Origin of the sequence: Pseudophaeobacter sp. C1-32P7 (assembly GCF_041008775.1) — a bacterium.
Taxonomy (GTDB): domain Bacteria; phylum Pseudomonadota; class Alphaproteobacteria; order Rhodobacterales; family Rhodobacteraceae; genus Phycobacter; species Phycobacter gallaeciensis_A.
Genome location: NZ_JAXGFR010000004.1, coordinates 247,668 through 270,766, shown reverse-complemented (window position 1 = coordinate 270,766; position 23,099 = coordinate 247,668). Strand labels below are relative to the sequence as shown.

Genomic DNA, 23,099 nt, shown 5'->3' with positions numbered 1-23,099 from the left:
GGCACAGATTTTCCGCGCCCCGCACCATCACTTGAATTTATAATTCCGCGGGAAGCCATAGGGCGGACGCTTGCCGACACCGGCGCGTTTGCCCAGCCATTGGCTGAGATCCGTTTCATGGCGGGTCTTGCCGCCGCCCATTTCCCAGGTCAGGCCATCATCCCAGTTGAAGGTGGTGACATCGCTAAGGCCACCATCCAACTCCAGCGAGCCCTGCTTGCCACGCGCCATATTGTACTTTTGCAGACGCACGCCCTTACCACGGGACAGCTCCGGCATTTCCTCGACCGAGAAGACCAGGAACTTGCCGTTTTCCGAAACCACGGCCACGTGATCGCCAGTCACCGGCACACAGATTCGCGCCTGTTCGTCCTCCTTGACGTTCAGCACCTGCTTGCCGCCACGCGTCTGCGCCACGATGTCCTTTTCGACGCAGATGAACCCGTTGCCCGCAGAAGAGGCGACCAGCAGCCGTCCTTCGGGGTTGTGGATCAGGATATCGACGATCTCAACCTCGTTGGGCAGGTCCACCATCAGGCGCACCGGTTCCCCCATGCCACGGCCACCAGGCAGGGTCGCAGCGCTGACCGTATAGAACCGTCCGTTGCTGCCAAAGACCAAAAGCCGGTCGGTGGTTTCCGCATGGAAGATAAAACGTGGCCCGTCGCCGTCCTTGAACTTCAATTCACGGTTCAGGTCGATATGGCCGGTCATGGCCCGGATCCAGCCCATCTGCGAGCAGACCACGGTGATCGGTTCGCGGTCGATCATCGCCTCCAGCGGCACTTCCTCAACTTCTCCCGCCTCGGCAAACCGGGTGCGGCGGGCGCCGCCTTCGTAGTTCTTGCCGAACTGCTTTTTGGTTTCCCGCAGCTGTTCGGTAATCCGGGTCCACTGCAGTTCTTCCGACCCCAAGAGTTCCACCAGCCCGGCGCGTTCCTCGCGCAGGGCATCGCGTTCGCGGGTCAGTTCGATCTCTTCCAGCTTCCGTAAAGAGCGCAGCCGCATGTTGAGAATCGCCTCGGCCTGAACCTCGGACAGCTCTCCGGTGCCTGCACCGGGTGTTTTGTAGTCCGCCTCGTCATAGGCACGAGGGTGATCCTTCGACCAATCCTCCCGCATCAGAGCGGCCTTGGGGTCCTCATCATAGCGGATGATGTCGATCACCCGATCGAGGTTGAGGAAGGCGATGATGAAACCGTCCAGAACCTCCAGCCGGTGGTCGATCTTGGCCATCCGATGGCGCGAGCGGCGCTGCAGCACGTCGCGGCGGTGATCAAGGAAGGCGCGCAGCACCTCTTTCATCGAGCAGACCTTGGGCGTGACCCCGTCGATCAGCACGTTCATGTTGAGCGAAAAGCGCAGTTCCAGATCGGAGTTGCGGTAAAGCATGCCCATCAGCACATCCGGGTCGACGTTCTTGGAGCGCGGCTCCAGCACGATGCGGATGTCATCGGCGCTCTCGTCCCGCACATCGCCGAGAATCGGCACCTTCTTGGTCTGGATCAGCTCGGCGATCTTTTCGATTAGCTTAGATTTCTGGACCTGATAAGGAATTTCGGTGACCACGATCTGCCACTGACCCCGGCCAAGGTCCTCGACCTCGTGCGTGGCGCGCAGCCGGAAGGACCCGCGCCCGGTGCGATAGGCCTTGGCGATGTTTTCCTGTGGTTCAACGATCACGCCGCCGGTCGGGAAATCCGGCCCCGGCACGTATTTCAGCAGCGTGTCATCATCGGCGCCGGGCGCCTTGATCAGGTGGATACAGGCGTCGATCAACTCGGCGATGTTATGCGGCGGAATATTGGTCGCCATGCCCACCGCAATACCGCTGGCCCCATTGGCCAGAATGTTCGGAAAGGTCGCGGGCAGCACCGCCGGTTCGGTCAGGCGGCCATCGTAGTTGTCGCGGAAATCGACGGCGTCCTCGTTCAGACCATCCAGCATCGCCTCGGCGACAAAGGTCATGCGCGCCTCGGTATAGCGCGAGGCCGCCGGGTTATCCCCATCGATATTGCCGAAGTTGCCCTGACCGTCGACAAGCGGGTAGCGGACGTTGAAATCCTGCGCCAGACGCGCCATCGCATCATAGATCGCCGCGTCGCCGTGGGGGTGGAAATCCCCCATGGTGTCGCCGGAAATCTTCGCCGATTTCAGAAAGCCTCCAGTCGAATTCAACCGCAACCGGTTCATCGCATAAAGAATGCGCCGATGCACCGGCTTCAGCCCGTCACGGGCATCGGGCAGCGCCCGGTGCATGATCGTGCTCAGCGCATAGGTCAGGTAACGCTCGCCAATGGCGCGGCGCAGCGGTTCCAGCACTTCGCCGTTCTGCGGCGCGGAGGGGAGGTCGGGGTCTTCTACCAAGTCACTCATTCCGTGGTAATACTGCCCCCATGTGCCGCGGTAAAGCGGCGCGTTGTCCTCCCCCGGCCCGGATTTCCCCCTTGGTACCACTTGGGGGAGAAGAAATCGGACTCTCCCCTGTGTTTACGATCCTTTTTCACCTAGGCTTAAACCCGGACAGCCTAATGTTCTGGCGTCAGTGCCACAGGGTCGAACAGCAGGATTCGGCCGCCACCGCCCACGAACGATGCCGCAGGGGCATCTGCCTCGGGCTGTCGTTAAATATTGCTATTTTCCGGGGGACCACGCCATGTCGCGCTTTGTTCTGGCGTCTTTTGCCTTCCTTGGCTGGGGGTTCTATGAGCTCAGCGGCGGGGCGGATTTTACGCCGCCGCAACGGCCTGTGGTGGAAAAGAGCGCGGCCACGGACCCTGCAGACAGCCCGGCCAAACCCGCAACAACCCGCAATGAGATAACCGTCACCGCAAGCTCTCTGGTGACCCGGACCTCTCTTGATCAGCGACACAAGGCCCTGGCGCAGGCACGTGCCGCTGGCCAGCAGGGCCTATCCCCCAATTTATCCCCCAATCAGGGCGCCCAAGAGACCGAGACCGCCGCTGCCAAGGATGGCACAGCCGCGTTAAGCGCCACCTCCCCCCGCGAGACCGCCAGCCCCCCGGGCACCACACCATCCGTTACATCCCGGACCTCTGCGGCGCGGGTGATCTCCGCCGGCCTGGACACCGGAGGAATGCAACTTGCCTCGCTTGAAGAGGGCCTTGGCGGCGGGATGCAACTCGGCTTGCAAGGTCTGGGCACAACTCAGGCACCTTTGGCGACCGCCACCAACCAACCCCCGGCGGCAGGCACGGCTTTGCTTGCCCCTGGGCTGACGGAAGACCCCGAAACGGACAAACGCAGCATCCGGGCCGCGCGGGTCAATATGCGGCAGGGGCCGGGCACCGCCTATCCGATCATCACCCGCCTGCTGGCCGGGGACGAAGTGATCGTGATCGGGGACAGCGGCACCGGCTGGCTGCATCTGCGCACCTCGGACAATGAACATTTTGGCTGGATCGCCGCTTCACTGGTCAGTCAAAAGGCCCCATAACTGCGCTGGCGCGGGTATCCCCCGCGCAGATGCAATGGGGGCAATATGCAAAAAACCATCCTGATTACGGGCTGTTCTTCGGGCATCGGACTGGCTGCAGCGCGCGGCATGCGGGATCGCGGCTGGCGGGTTTTTGCCTCCTGCCGCCAGCAGCAAGACTGCGACCGGATGCGCGATGAAGGTTTTGACAGCCCGCTGATCGACTACACCCGGCCAGACACCATCACGGACGGGCTGAAGCAGGTGCTGACCGCAACCGGCGGGGGCCTTGATGTGCTGTTCAACAACGGCGCGCACGGGCTGCCCGGCGCAGTCGAGGATCTGCCGACCGAGGCGTTGCGTGACATCTTCGAAAGCAATTTCTTTGGCTGGCACGAGCTGACACGCCAGGTGCTGCCGGTGATGCGGGCGCAAGGCCATGGGCGCATCGTGCAGAACTCGTCCATTCTGGGTCTGGTGACCTTCCCGTGGCGCGGCGCCTATGTGGCAACCAAATACGCCATCGAAGGGCTGACGGATACGCTCCGGATCGAACTGACGGACACCAACATCCATGTGATCCTGATCGAACCCGGCCCGGTGACATCGAAGATTCGCGAAAACTCTATCCCGCATTTCGAACGCTACGTGGATTGGCGCGCCTCACCCCTGCGCGCCCGTTATGAGGAGAGCCTGCTGAAACGGCTTTACGAAAGCAAAGGCCCCGACCGGTTCGAACTCCCGGCCTCGGCAGTGACGGCGAAACTGATCCATGCCTGCGAGTCGCCTCGCCCCCGCCCGCGCTATTACGTAACCACGCCGACCCATATCGCCGGCTTCCTGCGCCGGATTTTGCCAACCCGGTCAATTGACCGCATCCTGGCGCGGCTTAGATAGCGGATTCGCGGTCGCCATCCGCCCATGCAGGCGATAGACCGGGGCAACGCAAATGCGAAGGAGCAAGAGCAATGGGTGATCCGCTCTATATTCTGGCCATCCTGGCCATGGCGGCCGTAGTGATCGTTCTGGTGATCGGCCTTGGTGGCTTTGGTAAAGGCGGCGCCTTCAACCACAAGTATGGCAACAAGATGATGCGCCTCCGGCTACTGTTCCAGTTCATTGCCGTTGTACTGGTGGCCGCCTATGTCTACCTGCGCAATCAGGGAGGATAAGAAATCATGGTTGTTCTGAACAAGATTTACACCCGCACCGGCGATAAGGGCGATACGGCTCTGGGCAATGGTGACCGGGTTGCCAAACATTCGGCCCGGGTCACCGCCTATGGCACCTCGGACGAGTTGAACGCTTTTGTCGGCGTTGCCCGTCTTGAGGCCTCAGGTGAAATGGATGCCGCCCTTGCCCGCATCCAGAACGACCTTTTCGATCTGGGGGCCGATCTTTGCCGCCCGGACATGGATAAGGACGGCGAATCGGAATACCCGCCGCTGCGCATGGTGCCCAGTCAGGTCGACCGGCTCGAAGCCGAGATCGATGTGATGAACAAAGAGCTGGCGCCGCTGCGCAGTTTTGTTTTGCCTGGCGGGTCGAAACTGGCTGCCCATCTGCACGTCTGCCGCACCGTGGCGCGCCGCGCTGAACGCCTGGCCACCGAGCTTGCCACCGAAGAAGACGTGAATCCGGCAGCGGTCAAATATCTCAACCGCCTGTCCGACTGGTTTTTCGTCGCCTCCCGCGCCGCCAATGACAATGGCGATCTGGATGTGCTCTGGGTTCCGGGCGCCAACCGCTGACCCCCGGATCATCGCCTCTGCGAATCGCAGGGGCCCAAGACATACCCCGGCGACAACGCCGGGGTGGAAATCTGCCGTGGCGGCAGGCAGGGGCGCTTGCGAAACATTCTTGCAAAAATGATGCGCCAAACACGCGGACGCGACGTCCGGGGCCGCTAACATGACGATTTTTCACTGTTGCCCGCACCACTGACCCGGTATCAACGGCGCGAGAGCATGGAGGCCCGCCGTCCCCACGGCAGGCCGTTTGTTAAGGAGAGAACGCAAAATGAAGGTACTCGTGCCTGTCAAACGCGTGATTGACTATAACGTGAAGGTCCGCGTGAAAGCGGACGGAAGCGGTGTCGATCTCGCCAACGTCAAAATGTCGATGAACCCCTTTGACGAAATCGCCGTCGAAGAGGCCATTCGCCTGAAAGAAGCCGGTAAGGCGGATGAGGTCGTTGCGGTCTCGATCGGCGTAAAACAGGCACAGGAAACCCTGCGCACCGCGCTGGCCATGGGCGCAGACCGCGCCATCCTGGTTGTCGCCGCCGATGACGTGCACACCGATATCGAACCGCTGGCCGTGGCCAAGATCCTCGCCAAGGTCGTCGAGGAAGAGCAGCCCGGTCTGGTGCTCGCAGGCAAGCAGGCGATCGACAACGACATGAACGCCACCGGTCAGATGCTGTCCGCACTGCTGGGCTGGTCGCAGGGCACCTTTGCCTCCGAAGTCGACATCGACGGCGACAGCGCCAAGGTCACCCGCGAGGTAGACGGCGGTCTGCAGACCATCTCCGTCAAGATGCCCGCCATCGTCACCGTGGACCTGCGCCTCAACGAGCCGCGCTATGCCTCGCTGCCGAACATCATGAAGGCCAAGAAAAAGCCGCTGGACGAGAAAACCGCTGCCGATTACGGCGTCGACGTCTCCCCGCGTCTCGAGATCGTCTCCACCACCGAACCGCAGGCCCGCTCGGCTGGCATCATGGTCGGTTCGGTTGACGAACTGGTTGCGAAACTCAAAGAAGCGGGGGCTGTGTAATGGCTGTTCTTCTCCTTGCTGAAGTGAATAATGGCGAACTGGCGATGGACGCCACCGCCAAGGCTGTCTCCGCCTCCAAGGCGCTGGGCGATGTGACCGTGCTTTGTGCCGGTGCATCGGCTGCTGCCGCGGGCGACGCTGCTGCCAAGATCGACGGCGTGGCCAAGGTGCTGGTCGCCGAGGACGCCTCGCTGGGTCACCGTCTGGCGGAACCCACTGCCGCACTGATCGTGTCGCTGGCTGGTGATTACAGCCACATCGTGGCGCCTGCGACCACCGATGCCAAGAACGTGCTGCCGCGCGTTGCGGCGCTGCTGGACGTGATGGTGATCTCGGATGTGACCGCTGTTGTCGACGCCGATACCTTCGAGCGTCCGATCTACGCCGGTAACGCGATCCAGACCGTGAAGTCGAAAGACGCCAAGAAGGTCATCTCCTTCCGGACTTCGACCTTTGACGCAGCTGGCGAAGGCGGCTCTGCCGCTGTTGAAACCACCGGCGCAGCCGAGAACCCCGGCCTGTCCGAATGGGTCGAAGACAAGGTTGCCGAAAGCGACCGCCCCGAGCTGACCTCGGCTGGCGTTGTTGTCTCCGGTGGTCGCGGTGTCGGCTCCGAAGAGGACTTCAAACTGATCGAAGGTCTGGCGGACAAGCTGGGCGCTGCGGTTGGTGCGTCCCGTGCTGCGGTCGATTCCGGCTATGCGCCGAACGACTGGCAGGTGGGCCAGACCGGTAAGGTCGTCGCCCCCGAGCTTTATGTCGCGGTCGGCATCTCCGGCGCGATCCAGCACCTGGCGGGCATGAAGGACTCCAAGATCATCGTCGCGATCAACAAGGACGAAGAGGCTCCGATCTTCCAGGTTGCCGATTATGGCCTCGTGGCAGACCTGTTCCAGGCCGTCCCCGAACTCACCGAAAAACTGGGCTAAAAGCCCTGGCTCCGGCCCGGCACACGCCGGGCCACACAGAGCCACATGTCATCGAAAAAGGCCCGCATCCGATGCGGGCCTTTTGCGTTCTGTATACTTCGAAAACCAGGCAGCAGGTCGGCCACCCTACTGACCGGCAGCTATCACATGCGGGTCAGCCCGCTGCTTTGCGCTGCCCCAAGATACCCTGCAGCTTCTCAGCCGTGGCGCATCCAATCCGGTTGTGTTCCTTCGGCCCCAGCATATGGCGCGCCGTCGGCAGGTCGAGCGGCCCCATGTCCATGCCCATGACGTCATTCGCCAACCCTGCGGTGGCAACAGGAAGCTCTACCACCCCTTTGACCAAGGGCCTCAGAGAATCGACCATCGCCTGATCGACCAGGACCGGTTCACGTCCGAACATTCCCACACCACCCAGATTATAGCGCAGCCACAGCAGCACCAACCGTCCGTCCATCGCAGTGATGAGATCACCCATGCGACTGACCCACACAGATTGCAGATGCAGGCAGAGGGTTTCAAACCGCTCCCCAGAGACGTTCTTGAGCTCGGTCAGCAGATGCTTGTTGAAATGAAACTCCGTGAAGTCCACTTCCGGATAAAGGGCCTTCAGTTCAGGGCGGGCCTGCAGGAACCGGTCATTCCGGCGCGGATGTACACGGTAATATTTGTTCGACAGGTTCTGCGCACCCAGAAGCTGGAAGACAGCGATATCTGATTCCTTAGCCACCCTCATCAGGCTGTCATCGCTCATGAAACTGTCCAGCCCCGCGTTCACACCACCAAGGTTGACGCAAGGAACATCCAGCAGGGATTCGGCCACGGCGGGAAACGGCTCAGCCACAAAGCGACCAAACACCTCTGTTCCGCCCAGAAATGCGATATAAGGTTCATTCAAGTCGCGTTCGGGTCCACGTACCTGCAGCCTTGAGCCTGCATAGCAACATGTTCCACCCGAAAGCGTCGAAACGCTTTGGAGTTCGTAACTCATAGTCCCACCAATTTTTCACCCGATACTCACTTTGAGCCTGAAAACTTGCAAATTTCCTAAAGCTCAAATTTGGTTAAATTACCCCTGCGCCAGCCTTGTGCCCCCCCCGAAACGACCGATAAGATCACCCGGCAGGCAGCCAGGGAGCCATCGGCATGGAAGTCAAAAAAATCGGCGTAATCGGAGCGGGACAGATGGGCAACGGCATTGCCCATGTCATGGCAGTTGCGGGTTATGACGTTGTTATCAATGATGTAAATCAGACCGCATTGGATGGCGCCATGAGTGCGATCCAGAAGAACCTGGCCCGGCAGGCCAGTCGCGGCAAGATCAGCGAAGAGGACATGAATGCCGCCCTTGCGCGCATCACTCCGACGCTGGCTCTGCCCGATATCGGGGCCACCGATCTGGTCATCGAAGCGGCAACCGAACGTGAAACCATCAAGCAGGCGATCTTTGAAGATCTGCAACCGCATCTGCAGCCGCATACGATTCTCACCTCGAACACCTCGTCTATCTCGATCACCCGTCTGGCGAGTCGCACCGACCGCCCCGAACGTTTCATGGGATTCCACTTCATGAACCCGGTGCCAGTGATGCAACTGGTCGAATTGATCCGCGGTATTGCCACCGACGAGGAGACCTTCACGGCATGTCAGACCGTGGTGGAGCGTCTGGGCAAGACCGCCGCCAGCGCCGAAGATTTCCCCGCCTTCATCGTCAATCGGATCCTAATGCCGATGATCAACGAAGCCGTCTACACCCTCTATGAGGGGGTTGGGTCGGTGAAATCCATCGACGAATCGATGAAGCTGGGCGCCAACCATCCGATGGGGCCGCTGGAACTGGCAGACTTCATCGGCCTGGACACCTGTCTTGCCATCATGAACGTGCTGCACGACGGGCTGGCCGACACCAAATACCGCCCCTGCCCGCTGCTGACCAAATATGTCGAGGCTGGCTGGCTGGGCCGCAAGACACAGCGCGGGTTCTATGACTATCGCGGGGAAACGCCGGTTCCGACGCGCTGATCCCCGGGCTTTCCTGACTGCTGCGGCGACGGCCCTCTATTCAGGGGCCTGACCCGCAGCGATCAAAAAGCTGCAGCGCGTCCATCAATTTAGAAAGCGGATTACTTGTCGTCAGCCGGAGTTTTACTGCCCAGCGACAGGGTATGCTCTCGCAGCCAAGCCATGAAGCCGCGCGGATCGCTGTGCAGCCGTTCCATCTGCGCATCCGTCAGCGGCTCTCCGACCACCGGCGCCTGCGGCTTATTGCAGGAGCGCACGATTTCATGCAGCAGCAGCCCCTGACGCAGGATCGGAGAGATCCGGCAGGCAATCTGATACCAGCGCGAATTCGACCCCGGGAAGAAGATCGGAACCACACGCGCGCCAGAACGGCGGATCAGCTGCGCGGTGAACACATTCCACTCCTGCTCGATAGCAGGGCCAAACCAGCTGTCCGACGACATCACCACACCCGAGGGGAACAACGCCACAACGCCGCCTTCCTTCAGATGGGCCATGGTCTTGGCTCGCATTTCCACCATCTTGCGCTGCGCTTCAGGGTCATGGGGGAACGGCACCGGGATCATGAAGGAGGTCGCCGCCTCATCAAGCCCCGTCAGGACCGAGCGCGTCAGAATTCGGTAATCAAGCCGGATGCGACCAATCAGGTCAGCAAAGATCATGCCATCGACCATTCCGTGTGGGTGGTTCGCCACGATCACAACCGGACCTTCTGCGGGAATGTTGCGGATCTGCTCTTCGGGCGTAAGCAGATCGATCCCCATCACGTTCAACGCGCCGCGCCAGAATTTCTGGCCGCGGTACTGGGCGTTCTGCTTTTCGAACTTCTTGACCATGCGCAGAATGGTCAGCTTGCCGGTGAACCATTCGATGGCGCGGATGGCAAGCGAGGTCCAGCGGTCGTCAAAGGAATTGGCATAGGTCAGGGTGCGCCGGTCATAGACCTCGCCCGTCTCCGACTCTGCCTTCAGGCCGCCGTCATGGTCATGCGCCGTATCCGCCACTTTGCCCTTCCCGTCTTCCACAGGTGCTTGTGCCCTTCAGTATCCTTCGCCGAATTTGTCGGCGACAAGAGCCTCCAAAGCCTCTGCCAGAGCCTCTGCGTCCGGCCCCGAAGTATCGACGTCAATAGTCGTTCCTTTCGAGGCTGCCAACATCAAAAGCCCCATGATACTGTCGCCGGAAGCTGACAGACCGTCCTTTGAAACCTCAGCCGTGGCATCAAAGCCTTCGACCACTTCGACCAGCTTTGCGGAGGCACGCGCATGCAGGCCTTTTTCATTTATGATCTTCAGCGTTTTAACTGCCATTGAAGTGTCTTACTCCCCTGCGGGGTTAATGTTCTGCGAGTTGATATACTTGCGCCCCGCCTCCATCGCCTGGCGCACGGCATCGGCAACCGGCAAATGGCGGGATTTTGCCAGCTTGATCAGCATCGGAAGATTGGCACCGTAAAGGATGCGCCGATCCGTGGGCGCACAGGCCCGTAGGCTGAGATTGGACGGAGAGCCACCAAACAGATCGGTGACGATCACAACGCCATCGCCGGTGTCCACATCGTCGGCGGCAATACAGATTTCGCGCTGTTTGTCGTCACGGTCATCGTCAGGCGCAATGGTAATCGCACGCAGGTTCGGCTGCTCGCCAACCACATGCTCAACGGCGGCCAGATACTCTCTGGCCAGCCCCCCATGCGCGACAATAACAATCCCGATCAACCCGGCCTCTCCGTTCCGCTGTTAGCGCTGCAGCTCGCGATGTCTAATTGACACCTGCTGCCCGTCTTCCGCAAGGGTCTTAGCCAGGGTTTCTGCCAGGGTCACCGAACGATGTTGCCCACCGGTACAGCCAAAGGCGATGGAGAGATGCGATTTCCCTTCGTTGCGAAAGGCGGGCAACAAAAACCGTACCATATCCACCACCCGCGCCATGAACCCGTCATACAGCGGGTCCTGTTTCACATAGTCCTGAACCGCAGCGTCGCGGCCATTCAGCGACCGCAGTGCCTCTTCCCAATAGGGGTTCGCCAGAAACCGGCAATCAAAGACCAGATCGACGCTACGCGGCACACCGCGTTTGTAGGAAAAACTTTGTACGGACAGGGCCAGCGACCGCCCATCCGGCGCGAACCAATGTTCAATCTCGGCCTTCAGCTGGTGCACATTCATTTCAGAGGTGTCGAGCAGCATATCCGCGCGTTCGCGAATTGGCGCCATCAGGTCCTGCTCCCGCGCCACGCCAACCTCGGGCGTTTCTGCCGGGGCCAGTGGGTGCCTGCGCCGTGTTTCCGAATAACGCCGCAGCAGGACGCCGGGGCGGGCATCCAGATAGAGAACCGTCAGTTCGGCGTCCTGCCGCGCCGCCAGCATTTCAATCATGTCGAGAAGGGCACCCGGCGCAAAATCCCGATTGCGGCTGTCCAGCCCCAGCGCCATTGGCGCGCTCACCCCTGCCGCCTCGATCAGGATCGGCAGCAGCCGCAGCGGCAAGTTGTCAATCGCCTCGAACCCCAGATCCTCCAGCACATTGATCGCCGTGGTGCGCCCAGCGCCGGACGGACCGGTGACCAGAACGATCGGCTGTGCATCGGGATCGACGTCAGGCATCAGGGTTCAGGGCTCCACATTTCAAATACTGCAACAGGGCTGGAGCGAAATGCGTTGCTTCCACGCGGTGTATCACGGGAAGATCCAGCCCCAGAATCGTTTCGGCAGACTGGGCCGGAAGACGCCCGTCTGCAAGCCGGTCCAAGTCCACAATGGCACAGATAGCCGCCTGAGCGGTGTTTTCCGCGTGCAGGATGCCCAGGCCGCGCGCTTCGATCAGGCCTGCGGTTGCCTTGGGTGGCCGCGCCACGACGGATCCATCATTGAGCGTGAGCAACACTCGGTCGTCCGCGACCAGCTGCGCTCCATAGGCCATCAAATGCAGGGACAGCGCCGATTTCCCACTGCCGGAAGCCCCCCGGATCAGGAGGCCACGCCCGTCAAGCGCTACACAGGAGGCATGTATACACTGGCTAAGGTCCTGCACCATCACAGGACCATCACAAGAGGATCACACCGGCAGGCCGACCACAAACCGCGCACCCAGCGGTTCAGAGGTGATGTCGGCTTCGGTCGGGCGGATATTCTCGGCCCAGATCACACCGCCATGCGCTTCGACGATCTGCTTTGAAATCGCCAGTCCAAGGCCGGAGTTATTGCCAAAATGCTCTTCCGGGCGCTGTGAGTAGAAGCGTTTAAAAATGTTCGATAGCGCCTGTTCAGGAATGCCCGGGCCGGTGTCCTCGACCACAATCAGCACCCGATTGGCCCGGCGTCGCGCCCAGACACGGATCGCATCGCCATCTTCGCAAAAGGAAATCGCATTGGTGATCAGGTTGACGAACACCTGCGCCAGACGTGCCTCAAGTCCCTGAAGCATGATCGGTTGCGGCGGCAAGTCGGCGATATAGTCGATTCCCTTGGAGCGGGCATCTTCGCCAAGGAACTGGTTGAGATTGCCCAGCATAGTAAGAAGGTCGAATTCTTCTTCTTCTTCCTTGACCAGTTCGGCATCCAGGCGGGAAGCATTCGAGATATCGCTCACGAGCCGGTCAAGGCGGCGCACGTCGTGTTCGATGACTTCCATAAGCTTCTCCCGTTGGTCTTCGCGCTTTACCATCCGCAAGGTCCCGACTGCAGATTGCAGACTCGCCAAGGGATTCTTGATCTCATGTGCCACATCAGCTGCAAATTGTTCGTTACTATCGATGCGACTGTAGAGCGCTTTTACCATTCCGCGCAGCGCCCGGCTGAGACGACCAATCTCGTCAGGCCGTGCAGACAGGTCCGGGATACGTACCCGGCCGGGGTGACTTTTTCGGGCATCACGGTCGCGCCCGCTTTCCGCAGCCTCTGCGAGATCGGCAAGAGGATTGGCTATGGTCGAAGCCAGAACCAGGCTGAGACCGACGGACACCAACAGCGCCACCACGAACATCTGCAACACGCGCTCACGTTCACCGCGCACCAGCGCGTCGATTTCCCCGATGGGAGATGCCAGGGCCACCACTCCGATGACCTGTCCGTTGTGAAGAATCGGGGCTGCCGCCGAGAAGACCGTCCCCCCCCTGGTATCTACGGCAGTATCAACTGTTGCTCCGGCGCCAAGGGTGTGCTCCGCCAACCGGCCCAATTGCGCCTCGAGCGTAAGACCCGCATCGGCGGTGTTTTCCCCGGATTTGAACACACTGCCCGCCGCCGACCACAGCGCCGACAGCCCGTCGGAGATCAGAGTTTTACCCTTTTGATTTTCATTCAGAGCATTCAGCGCATCCGAGCGCGCAACGCCTGTGACGCTGGCGATCAGGGTGCCACTGGCATCGAATACCATGGCTTCGACCCCGCCCCGCAGGCTGATGCCGGACAGGGTGCCCTCGGCATCGATGCCGTCACCGGTGGCAAAGCTGACGCCGCCCACCGCAGGCAATTCAGCTTCGAACACATTTGCGATCAGGGTTGCTTCGGACACTAGCGCGCCCGCCTTTTGGCGAACCAGGCTTTGCCGCGAGGAGTTAAGGTAGAGAATCCCAGCGACAAGGATGATCAGTGCGATCAGGTTGAAGGTGATGATTTTCCGAGTCAAAGGCGAGCCTTTGAGCGAAAATACCCCGCGGCTGGCCCGGCGTACCTGCATCTCTTCCGTCACCGTTTGCTCTGGAGCGACCCAATCGTCGCCCAGAACCACATCCTCACCGGATGGTGGCGGTGTGCTGCCGGTATCGCGCATATCCCCCTGCCTCCCCAAACCGGATCTGACTCTTACTCTTCGTTGTAGCGGTAACCGATCCCATACAGCGTCTCGATCGCCGCAAAGTCGGAATCCGCGCTGCGCATCTTTTTGCGCAGGCGTTTGATGTGGCTATCGATGGTGCGGTCATCCACATAGACCTGATCGTCATAGGCCACATCCATCAGCTGATCGCGGCTTTTGACGAAACCGGGCCGCTGGGCCAGCGCCTGCAGCAGGAGGAACTCGGTCACGGTGAGCGAGACATCCTTGCCCTTCCAGCTGACCGCATGACGCAGCGGGTCCATACGTAGGTTGCCGCGCTCCATGACCTTGGTCTCTGTAACCGCAGCGCCTTCTACCGCGTCGCCGTTGATTGCTTCCTGGCGCCGCAGCAGGGCACGGATGCGTTCGACCAGCAGGCGTTGCGAAAACGGTTTCTTGACGTAGTCATCCGCCCCCATGCGCAGACCGAGAACCTCGTCGATCTCATCGTCCTTGGAGGTGAGGAAAATCACCGGCATCTGCGATTTCTGCCGCAGACGCTGCAGCAGATCCATGCCGTCCATGCGCGGCATCTTGATGTCGAGCACGGCCATATCCGGAAGCTTCTTGTTAAAAGCATCCAGGGCGGCCTGACCGTCGTTGTAGGTTTCGACCTCGAACCCTTCTGCCTCCAGCGTCATAGCCACCGAAGTCAGGATGTTTCTGTCGTCGTCCACCAAAGCAATCTTTGACATTGAATGCGCCCCTAAATCACTGCTCAGCTTTTCGCTTTTTACATTCCTTAATCGCCCTTCTCAGGCTGCGAATCAATCCCCATTGGCGAATCACGGCACCTTTGGGCCGCAATTAAGGCAAAAATGTCTTAGCACTCACTGAAGAAAGCGCTTCCTTTTGGCGACAAAAAAAATGGTTGCGCTAAACGTTCACTTGATGGCGCTAACTGCGCCAAAGCGTCCTGTTCACCGTGTAAAACGTCATGTTAAGACCCGGCTCACCGGTGTCGCTACCGGTGAATTGCCCCACGGCGCGGCTTTAGATGTATGCGGCTTCAAGCAGCCGCCACAGGAGAAAGAACACATGGCATCAGGACGGGTGAACCCACAATTCCGCCTCGAAGATCAAGGTATCGAGGGTCTGGGCAATGTCCATTACAACCTGATGGAGCCCGCGCTGATCGAAGCGGCGCTGAAACGGGATGAAGGCACACTGGGCAACGGCGGCGCCTTTCTCGTGACCACCGGCAAATTCACCGGTCGCTCCCCCAAGGACAAGCACGTGGTCAAGACCGAAGCGGTTGCAGACACCATCTGGTGGGAAAACAACGCCGAGATGAGCCCCGAAGGTTTCGACGCGCTTTATGCCGACATGCTGGAGCACATGAAGGGTCGCGACTACTTCGTGCAGGATCTGGTTGGCGGTGCGGACCCCGCCCACGCGATCAACGTGCGCATGGTGACCGAACTTGCCTGGCACAGCCTGTTCATCCGCCACCTGCTGCGCCGTCCCGACCGCGAGGATCTGGACGAGTTCATGGCAGATTTCACCATCATCAACTGCCCCAGCTTCCAGGCTGACCCGGCCAAGCACAACTGCCGCAGCGAAACCGTGATCGCGCTGAACTTCGACAAGAAGCTGATCCTGATCGGCGGCACCGAATACGCGGGCGAGAACAAGAAATCGGTCTTCACCCTGCTGAACTACCTGCTGCCGGAAAAAGGCATCATGCCGATGCACTGCTCGGCCAACCACGCCAAGGGCAACCCGGTCGACGCCGCCGTGTTCTTTGGCCTGTCCGGCACCGGCAAGACCACCCTGTCCGCCGACCCGGACCGCGTGCTGATCGGTGATGACGAACATGGCTGGGCCGACAACGGCACCTTCAACTTCGAAGGCGGCTGCTATGCCAAGACCATCAACCTGAACCCCGAGGCAGAGCCGGAAATCTACGCCACCACCGAGAAATTCGGCACCGTGATCGAGAACATGGTCTTTGATCCCGAAACCTTTGAGCTCGACTTCGACGACGACAGCCTGACCGCCAACATGCGCTGCGCCTATCCGCTGGAGTATATCTCCAACGCATCCAGCACCGCCCGCGGTGGTCACCCCAAGAACATCATCATGCTGACCTGCGATGCCTTCGGTGTGCTGCCTCCGATTGCACGTCTGACCCCGGCGCAGGCGATGTATCACTTCCTTTCGGGCTTCACCTCCAAGGTGGCCGGCACCGAGCGCGGCGTGACCGAGCCGGAGCCGACCTTCTCCACCTGCTTTGGCGCGCCCTTCATGCCGCGCCGCCCCGAGGTCTACGGCAACCTGCTGCGTGACAAGATCGCCCAGCATGGCGCAACCTGCTGGCTGGTGAACACAGGCTGGACCGGTGGTGCCTATGGCATCGGTTCGCGGATGCCGATCAAGGCGACCCGCGGCTTGCTGACTGCCGCGCTGGACGGCTCGCTGGCAGAGGTCGAGTTCCGCAAGGACTCCAACTTCGGCTTTGACGTGCCGGTCGCCGTGCCCGGCGTTGCCGAAGTTCTGCTGGACCCGCGCCGCACTTGGGACGATCAGGACGCCTACGACAAGCAGGCCGCCAAACTGGTTCAGATGTTCGCAGACAACTTCGAACAGTATCTGCCCTACATCGACGAAGATGTGAAAGCCGCCGCAATCGGCTAAACTCTTTCGTCAGATCAAACGAAAAACCCGGCCATTGGCCGGGTTTTTTGTATCACTAGAGGTCCGGAGCCTAGATCAGCCCTGCGAAATGCGTCCTTCGACCATGTCGCGGACCTTCACCGCATAACGATCCGTCATGCCCGAGACGAAATCGCCGAGCGAATGCAGCGCGGTATACTCATCCGTTACCCCGCGCAGGTCCAGATCGACGGCCCGGATCAGTTTCGCCCAATAGCCATGCCGCGCCTTCAATGCCTCGACGTCCCAGCCGCAGGCCTTCAGATCCTCATAGAGCCCGCTGAAGTGATTCAGCAGCCCATGCAGCACCTGACGGCCGGAAATCTCCAGCTCGGTCTTGCGCCGCGCGGTAAAGATGCGGGCGTTCGAGATCTCTTTCAGCTTGGCAAAGGCGTCCGCCTTGGTGGACACCTCCATCAGCCCGTCGCTGAACTCCCCCATCATGATGGCATCATAGTTGGCCATGAAGGCCTCGACCGCGCTTTCGATCGAGGCGCCGATGGCCATGGCCCGCAGCATTCCGACACGGTCCCGCAGGGGCATAGCGGCATCTTCGGGATGGTTCGCCTTGCCGGTGATATCTTCCAGAATGCCCGCCACCAGATCGCTGTCCAGATCGCCCACCGTGGCGGCATCCTCGATATCCAGAATGCGGTAGCAGATGTCATCCGCCGCCTCGACGAGGAAGGCAAGCGGATGGCGCCGCCAGACCTGCGCCGCTCCCGTGCCGTCCGAGGGCAGGCCCAGCGCCGTTGCAGCCTCGGCGAATAGATCGCGTTCAGACTGGAAGACGCCGAATTTCTTCAGGCCCACGTAACTCCCCGAGGACAGCGCCTTGGCCTCTGCCGTGCAAGGGTATTTGGAAAAGGCCCCAAGAGTCGCATAGCACAGGCGCATACCGCCTTCGCGCTGGCCCATCTCCAGCCGAGCAACGATGCGAAAGCCTTGCGCGTTGCCTTCAAAGGCCTCGAATTCGGGACGCACCTCGATAGGCACAGCAGCGGCAAGGCCGGTGCCGCTGGCAAACTGGCGCGTAAACCACTCGCCGATACTGTCCTCGCCGGAATGACCAAAGGGCGGGTTGCCGATGTCATGCACCAAACAGGCCGCCTGCACCACGCCTGCCATCACATGCTGCTGCCCTTCGGCCAGACTGCCGCGTTCAACCAGTTTCTGCCCCACCTGAATGCCAAGGGAGCGCCCCACGCTGGAGGTTTCCATGCTGTGGATCATCCGGTGATGCACGTGGTCATGGGAATGCAGCGGATGCACCTGCGTCTTTTGCGCAAGACGGCGAAACGGTTCGGAAAACAGGATCCGGTCGTAATCCTGCAAATAGGCGGGGCGGCCCGGCTTTTCCTCAAAATCGGGTCGGCACAAACGCCCCGGGTTCAACAACCTGTCCCATTCCATCGCCATGTGCTGCGCTCCTGCCCTGTGCCTCTTTGGCATGGGTTAAACGGAAACTGGTGCGGAAATGCAATCACCTCAGCGCGGAGAGATACCCGTCTTCTCCAGCTTGTGCTCGGGCTCCACGTGGATGTTCACCTTTGCCTCTGGCAACTCGGCCCGGATCGCGTCCTCTACCCGGTCGCAGATGTCATGGGCCGCACGCACCGTCATCATGCCCGCAACCACCATATGAAATTCCACGAACAAAGCTGTGCCCGCCCGGCGCGTCTTTAGCCCGTGCACCTGCAGGGCACCTTCTGCAGAGCGGTGGATGATTTCCTCGATCTCCTCCCGCTCGTCCGGCGGAGCAGCCGAATCCATCAAGCCGTTGACCGAGGAGGCCACCACTCCATAGCCCTCGCGCAGGATATTGACCGCCACGATCAGCGCCAGCGCCGGATCCAGCCAGCTCCACCCTGTCCACAGTGCCAGACCAAGGCCGAACAGAACCCCAACCGACGTCCAGACATCACTCATCAGGTGACGCCCGCCCGCCACCAGAGCCGGAGACCGCAACGCCCCGCCCCGCCCGATCAGCAGGCGTGCCCAGAGCAGGTTGGCCACCATCGCGACAGCGTTGATCCAAAGACCTGCCATTCCCCAATCAGCGGGCGCGATAGGCCGCATTAATGCATAGATCGACTGCTCAAGGATCAGGAAGGCAGCGATGATGATCATGATGCCTTCGGCAACGGCCGAAAAATATTCCGCCTTGTGGTGCCCGAACGGGTGGCCCGCATCCGCAGGACGGCTTGCATAGCGCACCGCAAGCCACGCCAAGAATGCACCGCCCACATTCACCAGGGACTCAAGAGCATCGGAAAACAGCGCAATGGACCCGGTGACCCACCAGGCGACAAGCTTGAGCGCCAGAACAATCAAGGAGATCGCGATGGATCCAAGCGCAAGCTGGCTTGCATTCAGACGGTTGCCCATGTCGGTCTTGCTGCCCCTGCTTGTAGTCTTACAGCCCGGATCTGTCTGATCAACTGATACTGATCACAGCATCAGCGCGCGGCGGAGCAAATTCAACCCCGCAACCAGCAGGACGAACAGCGTCAGACGGCGGAAGGCAACCTGATCGATACGGTCATGCAGACGTCCGCCGATCCACATGCCCATCACCGCAGGCAGGATCAGTGCCACCGAAAACGGCGCGGTTTCAGCCCGCATGACGCCCGAGCCGATGTGCCCCGCCAACAGGGCGACCGCCCCCATGCCGTAGATCACGCCCTGCACCCGGATTTGCTCGCTCTTTTCCGTGCCAAGGGCGGTCAGATAGGCCACCGTCGGCGGCCCCCAGATGCCCGACATGCCGCCGATCAGCCCGGCAAAGCCGCCCACCAGCACTTCGGACCGGGGCGTGGGCCTGGCGAGTGTCAGCTGCTTGCCCATCAGCTGTGTCAGGGCGAACAGCGATACCGGCACGCCGATAATCAGCAGCATCACCTGCTGCGGCAGAACCCGCACCAGTTGGGCACTGGTCAGAAGAAACACCAGCCCCACCAGAAGGAACAGCCGGAAGCGTTTCAAGGACTGAACCGCTGCGGCAAAGCCGTGCCGAAAGGCCTGCATTCCGTTGGTCACAACCGTCGGCAGGATCAGCCCCGCCAAGGCGATTTCCGGCGGCATGAACATGCTGAGACCAGAGACGAGAATCATCGGCATGGCAAAACCAACCATCCCTTTGACCGTGCCCGCGACCAGCGCAACAGCAAAGGCCGCCGCCAGTTCAGACGGTGTGAAAGCGGAAAAAAGACTTGTCATGCCTCTTCATAGCGATAGGTCCAGACCGCTGCACCAGCAAAATAAACACGAAACTTTTGGTCGATATGCCACATCGCGGCGTATTTTTATTGCGCTGCACCTGCGAAATGTTTACCACCAAGCGACCGAAGAAGGATGTGACTCATGGCCCACGACGGACAGGACTTGCAAATGAAGCAGATTGTACTCCCCGACCTTTTGACGCTGACCGCAGCGACGCTTGGCCCGCTTGACCAACTGCTGGAGACTGCCCGCGGCGCGGTCCGCGATCTGGTCACAGCCGATGGCCGCGTTTCCGGCGCACTGGTAGAGCAGCACCAGACTGCGGCCCACGGGCTGTCCTGGCTTGCCACCTATGTCTACAGCCTGCGCCAGATGCAGAACTGGGCCGAGCGGATGCAATCCGAGGGCAAGTTCAACGAAATGGAGCAGCTGATCCACCAGATCGCCTTTGGCGAATACCTGGCGCAGATGCGCGGCGGCATCCAGATGAACCAGGGTGAGATCATCCGCCTGAACGATCTGGGACTGGACGCCTCGGCCCAAAGCCTGCTGGACAGCGCAGAAATCACCACCCTGTGCCAGGCTGGCAACTCCGCTGCCGCCCGCACGCGTCTGGTCGAACTGATGCAGGAGCAGGCTGGGTCCGTCATGTTCGGCGCCTCGGGCCTTGATGAAGAACTGGAGATGATCCGCGACCAGTTCCGCCGCTACGCGCTGGAAAAGGTCAAGCCCTTTGCTCACGAATGGCACCTCAAGGATGAGCTGATCCCGATCGAGATTATCAACGAGTTGGCCGAGATGGGCGTCTTTGGCCTGACCATCCCTGAGGAATTTGGCGGCTTCGGACTGTCCAAGGCGTCGATGTGCGTGGTCTCCGAAGAGCTGTCGCGCGGTTACATCGGTGTCGGCAGCCTTGGCACCCGCTCTGAAATCGCGGCCGAGCTGATCATCGCTGGCGGCACGGATGAGCAGAAGGCGAACTGGCTGCCCAAGATCGCCAGCGCCGAAATCCTGCCCACCGCCGTCTTTACCGAGCCGAACACCGGGTCGGACCTTGGCTCCCTGCGTACCCGCGCGGTGAAGAACACCGATGGCGATTACGAGGTTACCGGCAACAAGACCTGGATCACCCATGCGGCCCGGACCCATGTGATGACCCTGCTGGCACGCACCAACCCCGACACCACCGATCACCGCGGTTTGTCGATGTTCCTGGCGGAAAAAACGCCCGGCACTGATGAGAACCCCTTCCCGACCGAAGGCATGACCGGCGGCGAGATCGAGGTTCTGGGCTATCGCGGCATGAAGGAATACGAACTTGGCTTTGACGGTTTCAAGGTCAAGGGCGAGAACCTTCTGGGCGGCGAAGAGGGCAAAGGCTTCAAACAGCTGATGGAGACCTTTGAAAGCGCCCGTATCCAGACCGCCGCCCGCGCCATTGGCGTGGCGCAATCGGCGCTGGATATCGCGATGCAGTATGCACAGGACCGCAAACAGTTCGGCAAATCGCTGATCAACTTCCCACGGGTGTCGTCGAAACTGGCGATGATGGCGGTGGAGATCATGGTTGCCCGCCAGTTGACCTATTTCTCGGCTTGGGAAAAGGACAACGGCCACCGCTGCGACCTAGAGGCCGGCATGGCCAAACTGCTGGGTGCCCGTGTTGCCTGGGCGGCAGCGGACAACGGTCTGCAGATCCACGGCGGCAACGGCTTCGCGCTGGAGTACAAGATCTCCCGCGTGCTGTGCGACGCCCGGATCCTGAACATCTTCGAAGGGGCCGCCGAAATTCAGGCGCAGGTCATTGCCCGCCGACTGCTGGCCTGACCCCCTTCACACCTATCACTCCCCGGGGACATCCCCGACTGGCCCGGCCTTGTGCCGGGCCTCTTTTTTATTGAGGTAACGGCTCCCGGCAGACGGTGTTCCTCTGGATTACCGCCGCATGGCCCCCATGAAGTGAACCACTTGGTTACCGGTCGGCGCTGGTGTCCCACGGCAATCTGTCCTACCACGCGACGAACCTAATCCCCCGTCGGTTGAAGACCCCCAAAAATTGACCGCGGATTGCTGCTCTGATTGAATACGAAGAAGGCTGCCCTATGCCCGTTTCCCATTTCACAAAACTGATTTCGTGGCCCGCCCGTCTGGCACCGGTCCTATTAGTTGCCCTGACCGCCTGCGCCGGGGACGAAACCCTGTCGGCCTATGGTGCAGCGGGCAAGACATGGCGGCTGAGCCAGATTGATGGCGCGCCCTTCAGCGCCGCCGCGACGCTGGAATTCCCCGCCCCCGGCAAGATCGCGGGACAGGCGCCCTGCAACGCCTATCGCGCTGAAACCACCGCACCCTACCCCTGGTTCGATACCACAGGCCTATCATCGACCCGCAAGGTTTGCCCCGAATTGCTGGAAGAAACCCGTTTCCTAGAGGCGCTGCAAACCATGGGCGAGGCCGAAGTCACCGGCGACGTGCTGATCCTGCGCAATGGGTCAGGCCGCGAGATGCTGTTCAGGGCCGACGGCTGATCAGATCCACCAGCCGCCCGCGCGTCTCGGGCAGCGGGCGGTTGCCCAAAGCCCGCGCCAGATGGCTTTCGAGGAAATAACCAGTGGTGCGCAGGGCAATCGCGATCTCGGGATCCTCTGCCGCCCCCTGCCCCAAAAGCACCGGTGGCAGCGGCAACAAACGGTCCGCCCAGTCCCCTGCCCCCGCCGCCGACACCGCGCGCCCGGTTTTGGGGGAAACATAAACCAGCCCCTCCTCTGCCCCGGTGACGGCGCAGGCCGTCAGATCCAGGCCAAAGCCCATCTCCTCCAGTAGCGCCACCTCCCAATGCAGATAGGCCAGCGGCCAGAGGTCTTCTTGATCGAGAAGATCCAAGAGTTGTTCGGTCCGCGCGTATAGCGCCGGGTAGGCTTCGCGTTCCGGCAGGCAAAAGGACAAAAGCGCTGTCACCGCATTGAGGCCCGCGAGAGCCAACCGCCCGGACAGGGCCGCCGCCGCGCGGCTGCGCAGGGGCTCCGCCTGATAGCTGCCCAGATGCTCTTCGAGGCGCGCACGCCACGTCAGATCGAGCTGCGCCCCCGGTTGCAGGATCGGCGCCATCCGCCGCCCGGCGCCACCACGCACGACCCCGGCATGGCGCCCGTGCCCTTCAGTAAAGACATCGATGATGGCGGCGCTTTCCCCGTGGCGGCGCACGGTCAGCAATATGCCGTGGTCACGCCAGTCCATCG

Annotated in this window: 23 protein-coding genes; 10 read left to right on the top strand and 13 right to left on the bottom strand. The window is 61.0% G+C overall.

The window, feature by feature from the left end; genetic code table 11:
• Positions 1 to 27: 27 nt before the first annotated feature.
• Complete coding sequence (locus SM763_RS08105; RefSeq protein ID WP_368998189.1) at positions 28 to 2,376, bottom strand: DNA topoisomerase IV subunit A; 2,349 nt, start codon at positions 2,374 to 2,376, stop codon at positions 28 to 30.
• A gap of 280 nt (positions 2,377 to 2,656) precedes the next feature.
• Here SM763_RS08105 and SM763_RS08100 point away from each other — a divergent pair, with 280 nt between their 5' ends.
• The 6 genes from SM763_RS08100 (at position 2,657) to SM763_RS08075 (ending at position 7,143) form a co-directional block, all read left to right on the top strand.
• The gene (locus tag SM763_RS08100; RefSeq protein WP_368998188.1) at positions 2,657 to 3,457 is read left to right on the top strand and encodes an SH3 domain-containing protein; all 801 of its coding nucleotides are present in this window, start codon (positions 2,657 to 2,659) and stop codon (positions 3,455 to 3,457) included.
• A 45-nt stretch (positions 3,458 to 3,502) separates the two neighbouring features.
• Positions 3,503 to 4,333 carry an SDR family NAD(P)-dependent oxidoreductase gene (locus tag SM763_RS08095; RefSeq protein ID WP_368998187.1) on the top strand — a complete coding sequence of 277 codons (831 nt, stop codon included), beginning with the start codon at positions 3,503 to 3,505 and terminating at the stop codon, positions 4,331 to 4,333.
• 71 nt (positions 4,334 to 4,404) lie between these two features.
• The gene (locus tag SM763_RS08090; protein ID WP_065271503.1) at positions 4,405 to 4,608 is read left to right on the top strand and encodes a twin transmembrane helix small protein; all 204 of its coding nucleotides are present in this window, start codon (positions 4,405 to 4,407) and stop codon (positions 4,606 to 4,608) included.
• 6 nt (positions 4,609 to 4,614) lie between these two features.
• A complete protein-coding gene (locus tag SM763_RS08085; RefSeq protein WP_274834407.1) occupies positions 4,615 to 5,187 on the top strand; it encodes a cob(I)yrinic acid a,c-diamide adenosyltransferase in 573 nt (190 codons plus the stop codon).
• A 268-nt stretch (positions 5,188 to 5,455) separates the two neighbouring features.
• Positions 5,456 to 6,214 carry an electron transfer flavoprotein subunit beta/FixA family protein gene (locus tag SM763_RS08080; RefSeq protein WP_065271505.1) on the top strand — a complete coding sequence of 253 codons (759 nt, stop codon included), beginning with the start codon at positions 5,456 to 5,458 and terminating at the stop codon, positions 6,212 to 6,214.
• Positions 6,214 to 7,143: an electron transfer flavoprotein subunit alpha/FixB family protein gene (locus SM763_RS08075; protein ID WP_065271506.1), complete on the top strand. Its 930-nt coding sequence runs from the start codon at positions 6,214 to 6,216 to the stop codon at positions 7,141 to 7,143. Before SM763_RS08080 ends, SM763_RS08075 begins: the two co-directional genes overlap by 1 nt.
• A gap of 154 nt (positions 7,144 to 7,297) precedes the next feature.
• Here the strand turns inward: SM763_RS08075 and SM763_RS08070 are convergent, their stop codons facing one another.
• The gene (locus SM763_RS08070; protein WP_368998186.1) at positions 7,298 to 8,134 is read right to left on the bottom strand and encodes a DUF6473 family protein; all 837 of its coding nucleotides are present in this window, start codon (positions 8,132 to 8,134) and stop codon (positions 7,298 to 7,300) included.
• A gap of 155 nt (positions 8,135 to 8,289) precedes the next feature.
• On the opposite strand from SM763_RS08070, the gene SM763_RS08065 reads away from it, so the two are divergent.
• Complete coding sequence (locus SM763_RS08065) at positions 8,290 to 9,165, top strand: 3-hydroxybutyryl-CoA dehydrogenase (RefSeq protein ID WP_065271508.1); 876 nt, start codon at positions 8,290 to 8,292, stop codon at positions 9,163 to 9,165.
• 101 nt (positions 9,166 to 9,266) lie between these two features.
• Here SM763_RS08065 and SM763_RS08060 read toward each other — a convergent pair whose 3' ends face one another.
• From SM763_RS08060 to SM763_RS08030, 7 genes are read right to left on the bottom strand one after another with little or no spacing between them, the layout of a single operon-like run.
• Entirely contained in the window at positions 9,267 to 10,169 is a 903-nt protein-coding gene (locus tag SM763_RS08060) for a lysophospholipid acyltransferase family protein (RefSeq protein ID WP_274835481.1), read from the bottom strand.
• Positions 10,170 to 10,205: 36 nt separating this feature from the next.
• Positions 10,206 to 10,475, bottom strand: a complete 270-nt coding sequence (locus SM763_RS08055; protein ID WP_065271509.1) for an HPr family phosphocarrier protein — start codon at positions 10,473 to 10,475, stop codon at positions 10,206 to 10,208.
• Positions 10,476 to 10,484: 9 nt separating this feature from the next.
• Positions 10,485 to 10,883: a PTS sugar transporter subunit IIA gene (locus SM763_RS08050; protein WP_065271510.1), complete on the bottom strand. Its 399-nt coding sequence runs from the start codon at positions 10,881 to 10,883 to the stop codon at positions 10,485 to 10,487.
• Positions 10,884 to 10,904: 21 nt separating this feature from the next.
• Positions 10,905 to 11,771 carry an RNase adapter RapZ gene (rapZ, locus tag SM763_RS08045; protein WP_368948362.1) on the bottom strand — a complete coding sequence of 289 codons (867 nt, stop codon included), beginning with the start codon at positions 11,769 to 11,771 and terminating at the stop codon, positions 10,905 to 10,907.
• Positions 11,764 to 12,201, bottom strand: a complete 438-nt coding sequence (locus SM763_RS08040; protein WP_368998185.1) for an HPr kinase/phosphorylase — start codon at positions 12,199 to 12,201, stop codon at positions 11,764 to 11,766. Before SM763_RS08040 ends, rapZ begins: the two co-directional genes overlap by 8 nt.
• A gap of 21 nt (positions 12,202 to 12,222) precedes the next feature.
• Positions 12,223 to 13,938, bottom strand: coding sequence for a sensor histidine kinase (locus tag SM763_RS08035; protein WP_065271512.1), 1,716 nt, complete (start codon positions 13,936 to 13,938; stop codon positions 12,223 to 12,225).
• 32 nt (positions 13,939 to 13,970) lie between these two features.
• A complete protein-coding gene (locus SM763_RS08030) occupies positions 13,971 to 14,678 on the bottom strand; it encodes a response regulator transcription factor (RefSeq protein WP_065271513.1) in 708 nt (235 codons plus the stop codon).
• Positions 14,679 to 15,021: 343 nt separating this feature from the next.
• Between SM763_RS08030 and SM763_RS08025 the strand changes: the two genes are divergently transcribed.
• The gene (locus SM763_RS08025) at positions 15,022 to 16,620 is read left to right on the top strand and encodes a phosphoenolpyruvate carboxykinase (RefSeq protein ID WP_274833362.1); all 1,599 of its coding nucleotides are present in this window, start codon (positions 15,022 to 15,024) and stop codon (positions 16,618 to 16,620) included.
• 75 nt (positions 16,621 to 16,695) lie between these two features.
• Here SM763_RS08025 and dgt read toward each other — a convergent pair whose 3' ends face one another.
• The 3 genes from dgt to SM763_RS08010 form a co-directional block, all read right to left on the bottom strand.
• A complete protein-coding gene (gene dgt, locus SM763_RS08020) occupies positions 16,696 to 18,051 on the bottom strand; it encodes a dGTP triphosphohydrolase (RefSeq protein WP_368998232.1) in 1,356 nt (451 codons plus the stop codon).
• A 75-nt stretch (positions 18,052 to 18,126) separates the two neighbouring features.
• Positions 18,127 to 19,026 (bottom strand): cation diffusion facilitator family transporter, encoded by a 900-nt coding sequence (locus tag SM763_RS08015; protein WP_065271515.1) that lies wholly within the window; start codon positions 19,024 to 19,026, stop codon positions 18,127 to 18,129.
• Between the two features lie 63 nt (positions 19,027 to 19,089).
• Positions 19,090 to 19,857: a sulfite exporter TauE/SafE family protein gene (locus SM763_RS08010; RefSeq protein WP_274830282.1), complete on the bottom strand. Its 768-nt coding sequence runs from the start codon at positions 19,855 to 19,857 to the stop codon at positions 19,090 to 19,092.
• A 144-nt stretch (positions 19,858 to 20,001) separates the two neighbouring features.
• Here SM763_RS08010 and SM763_RS08005 point away from each other — a divergent pair, with 144 nt between their 5' ends.
• A complete protein-coding gene (locus SM763_RS08005; RefSeq protein WP_368998184.1) occupies positions 20,002 to 21,687 on the top strand; it encodes an acyl-CoA dehydrogenase family protein in 1,686 nt (561 codons plus the stop codon).
• Positions 21,688 to 21,962: 275 nt separating this feature from the next.
• Entirely contained in the window at positions 21,963 to 22,388 is a 426-nt protein-coding gene (locus SM763_RS08000) for an META domain-containing protein (RefSeq protein WP_368998183.1), read from the top strand.
• Here the strand turns inward: SM763_RS08000 and recO are convergent.
• A complete protein-coding gene (recO, locus tag SM763_RS07995) occupies positions 22,372 to 23,097 on the bottom strand; it encodes a DNA repair protein RecO (RefSeq protein ID WP_368998182.1) in 726 nt (241 codons plus the stop codon). The genes SM763_RS08000 and recO overlap by 17 nt on opposite strands.
• Between the last annotated feature and the right edge of the window lie 2 nt (positions 23,098 to 23,099).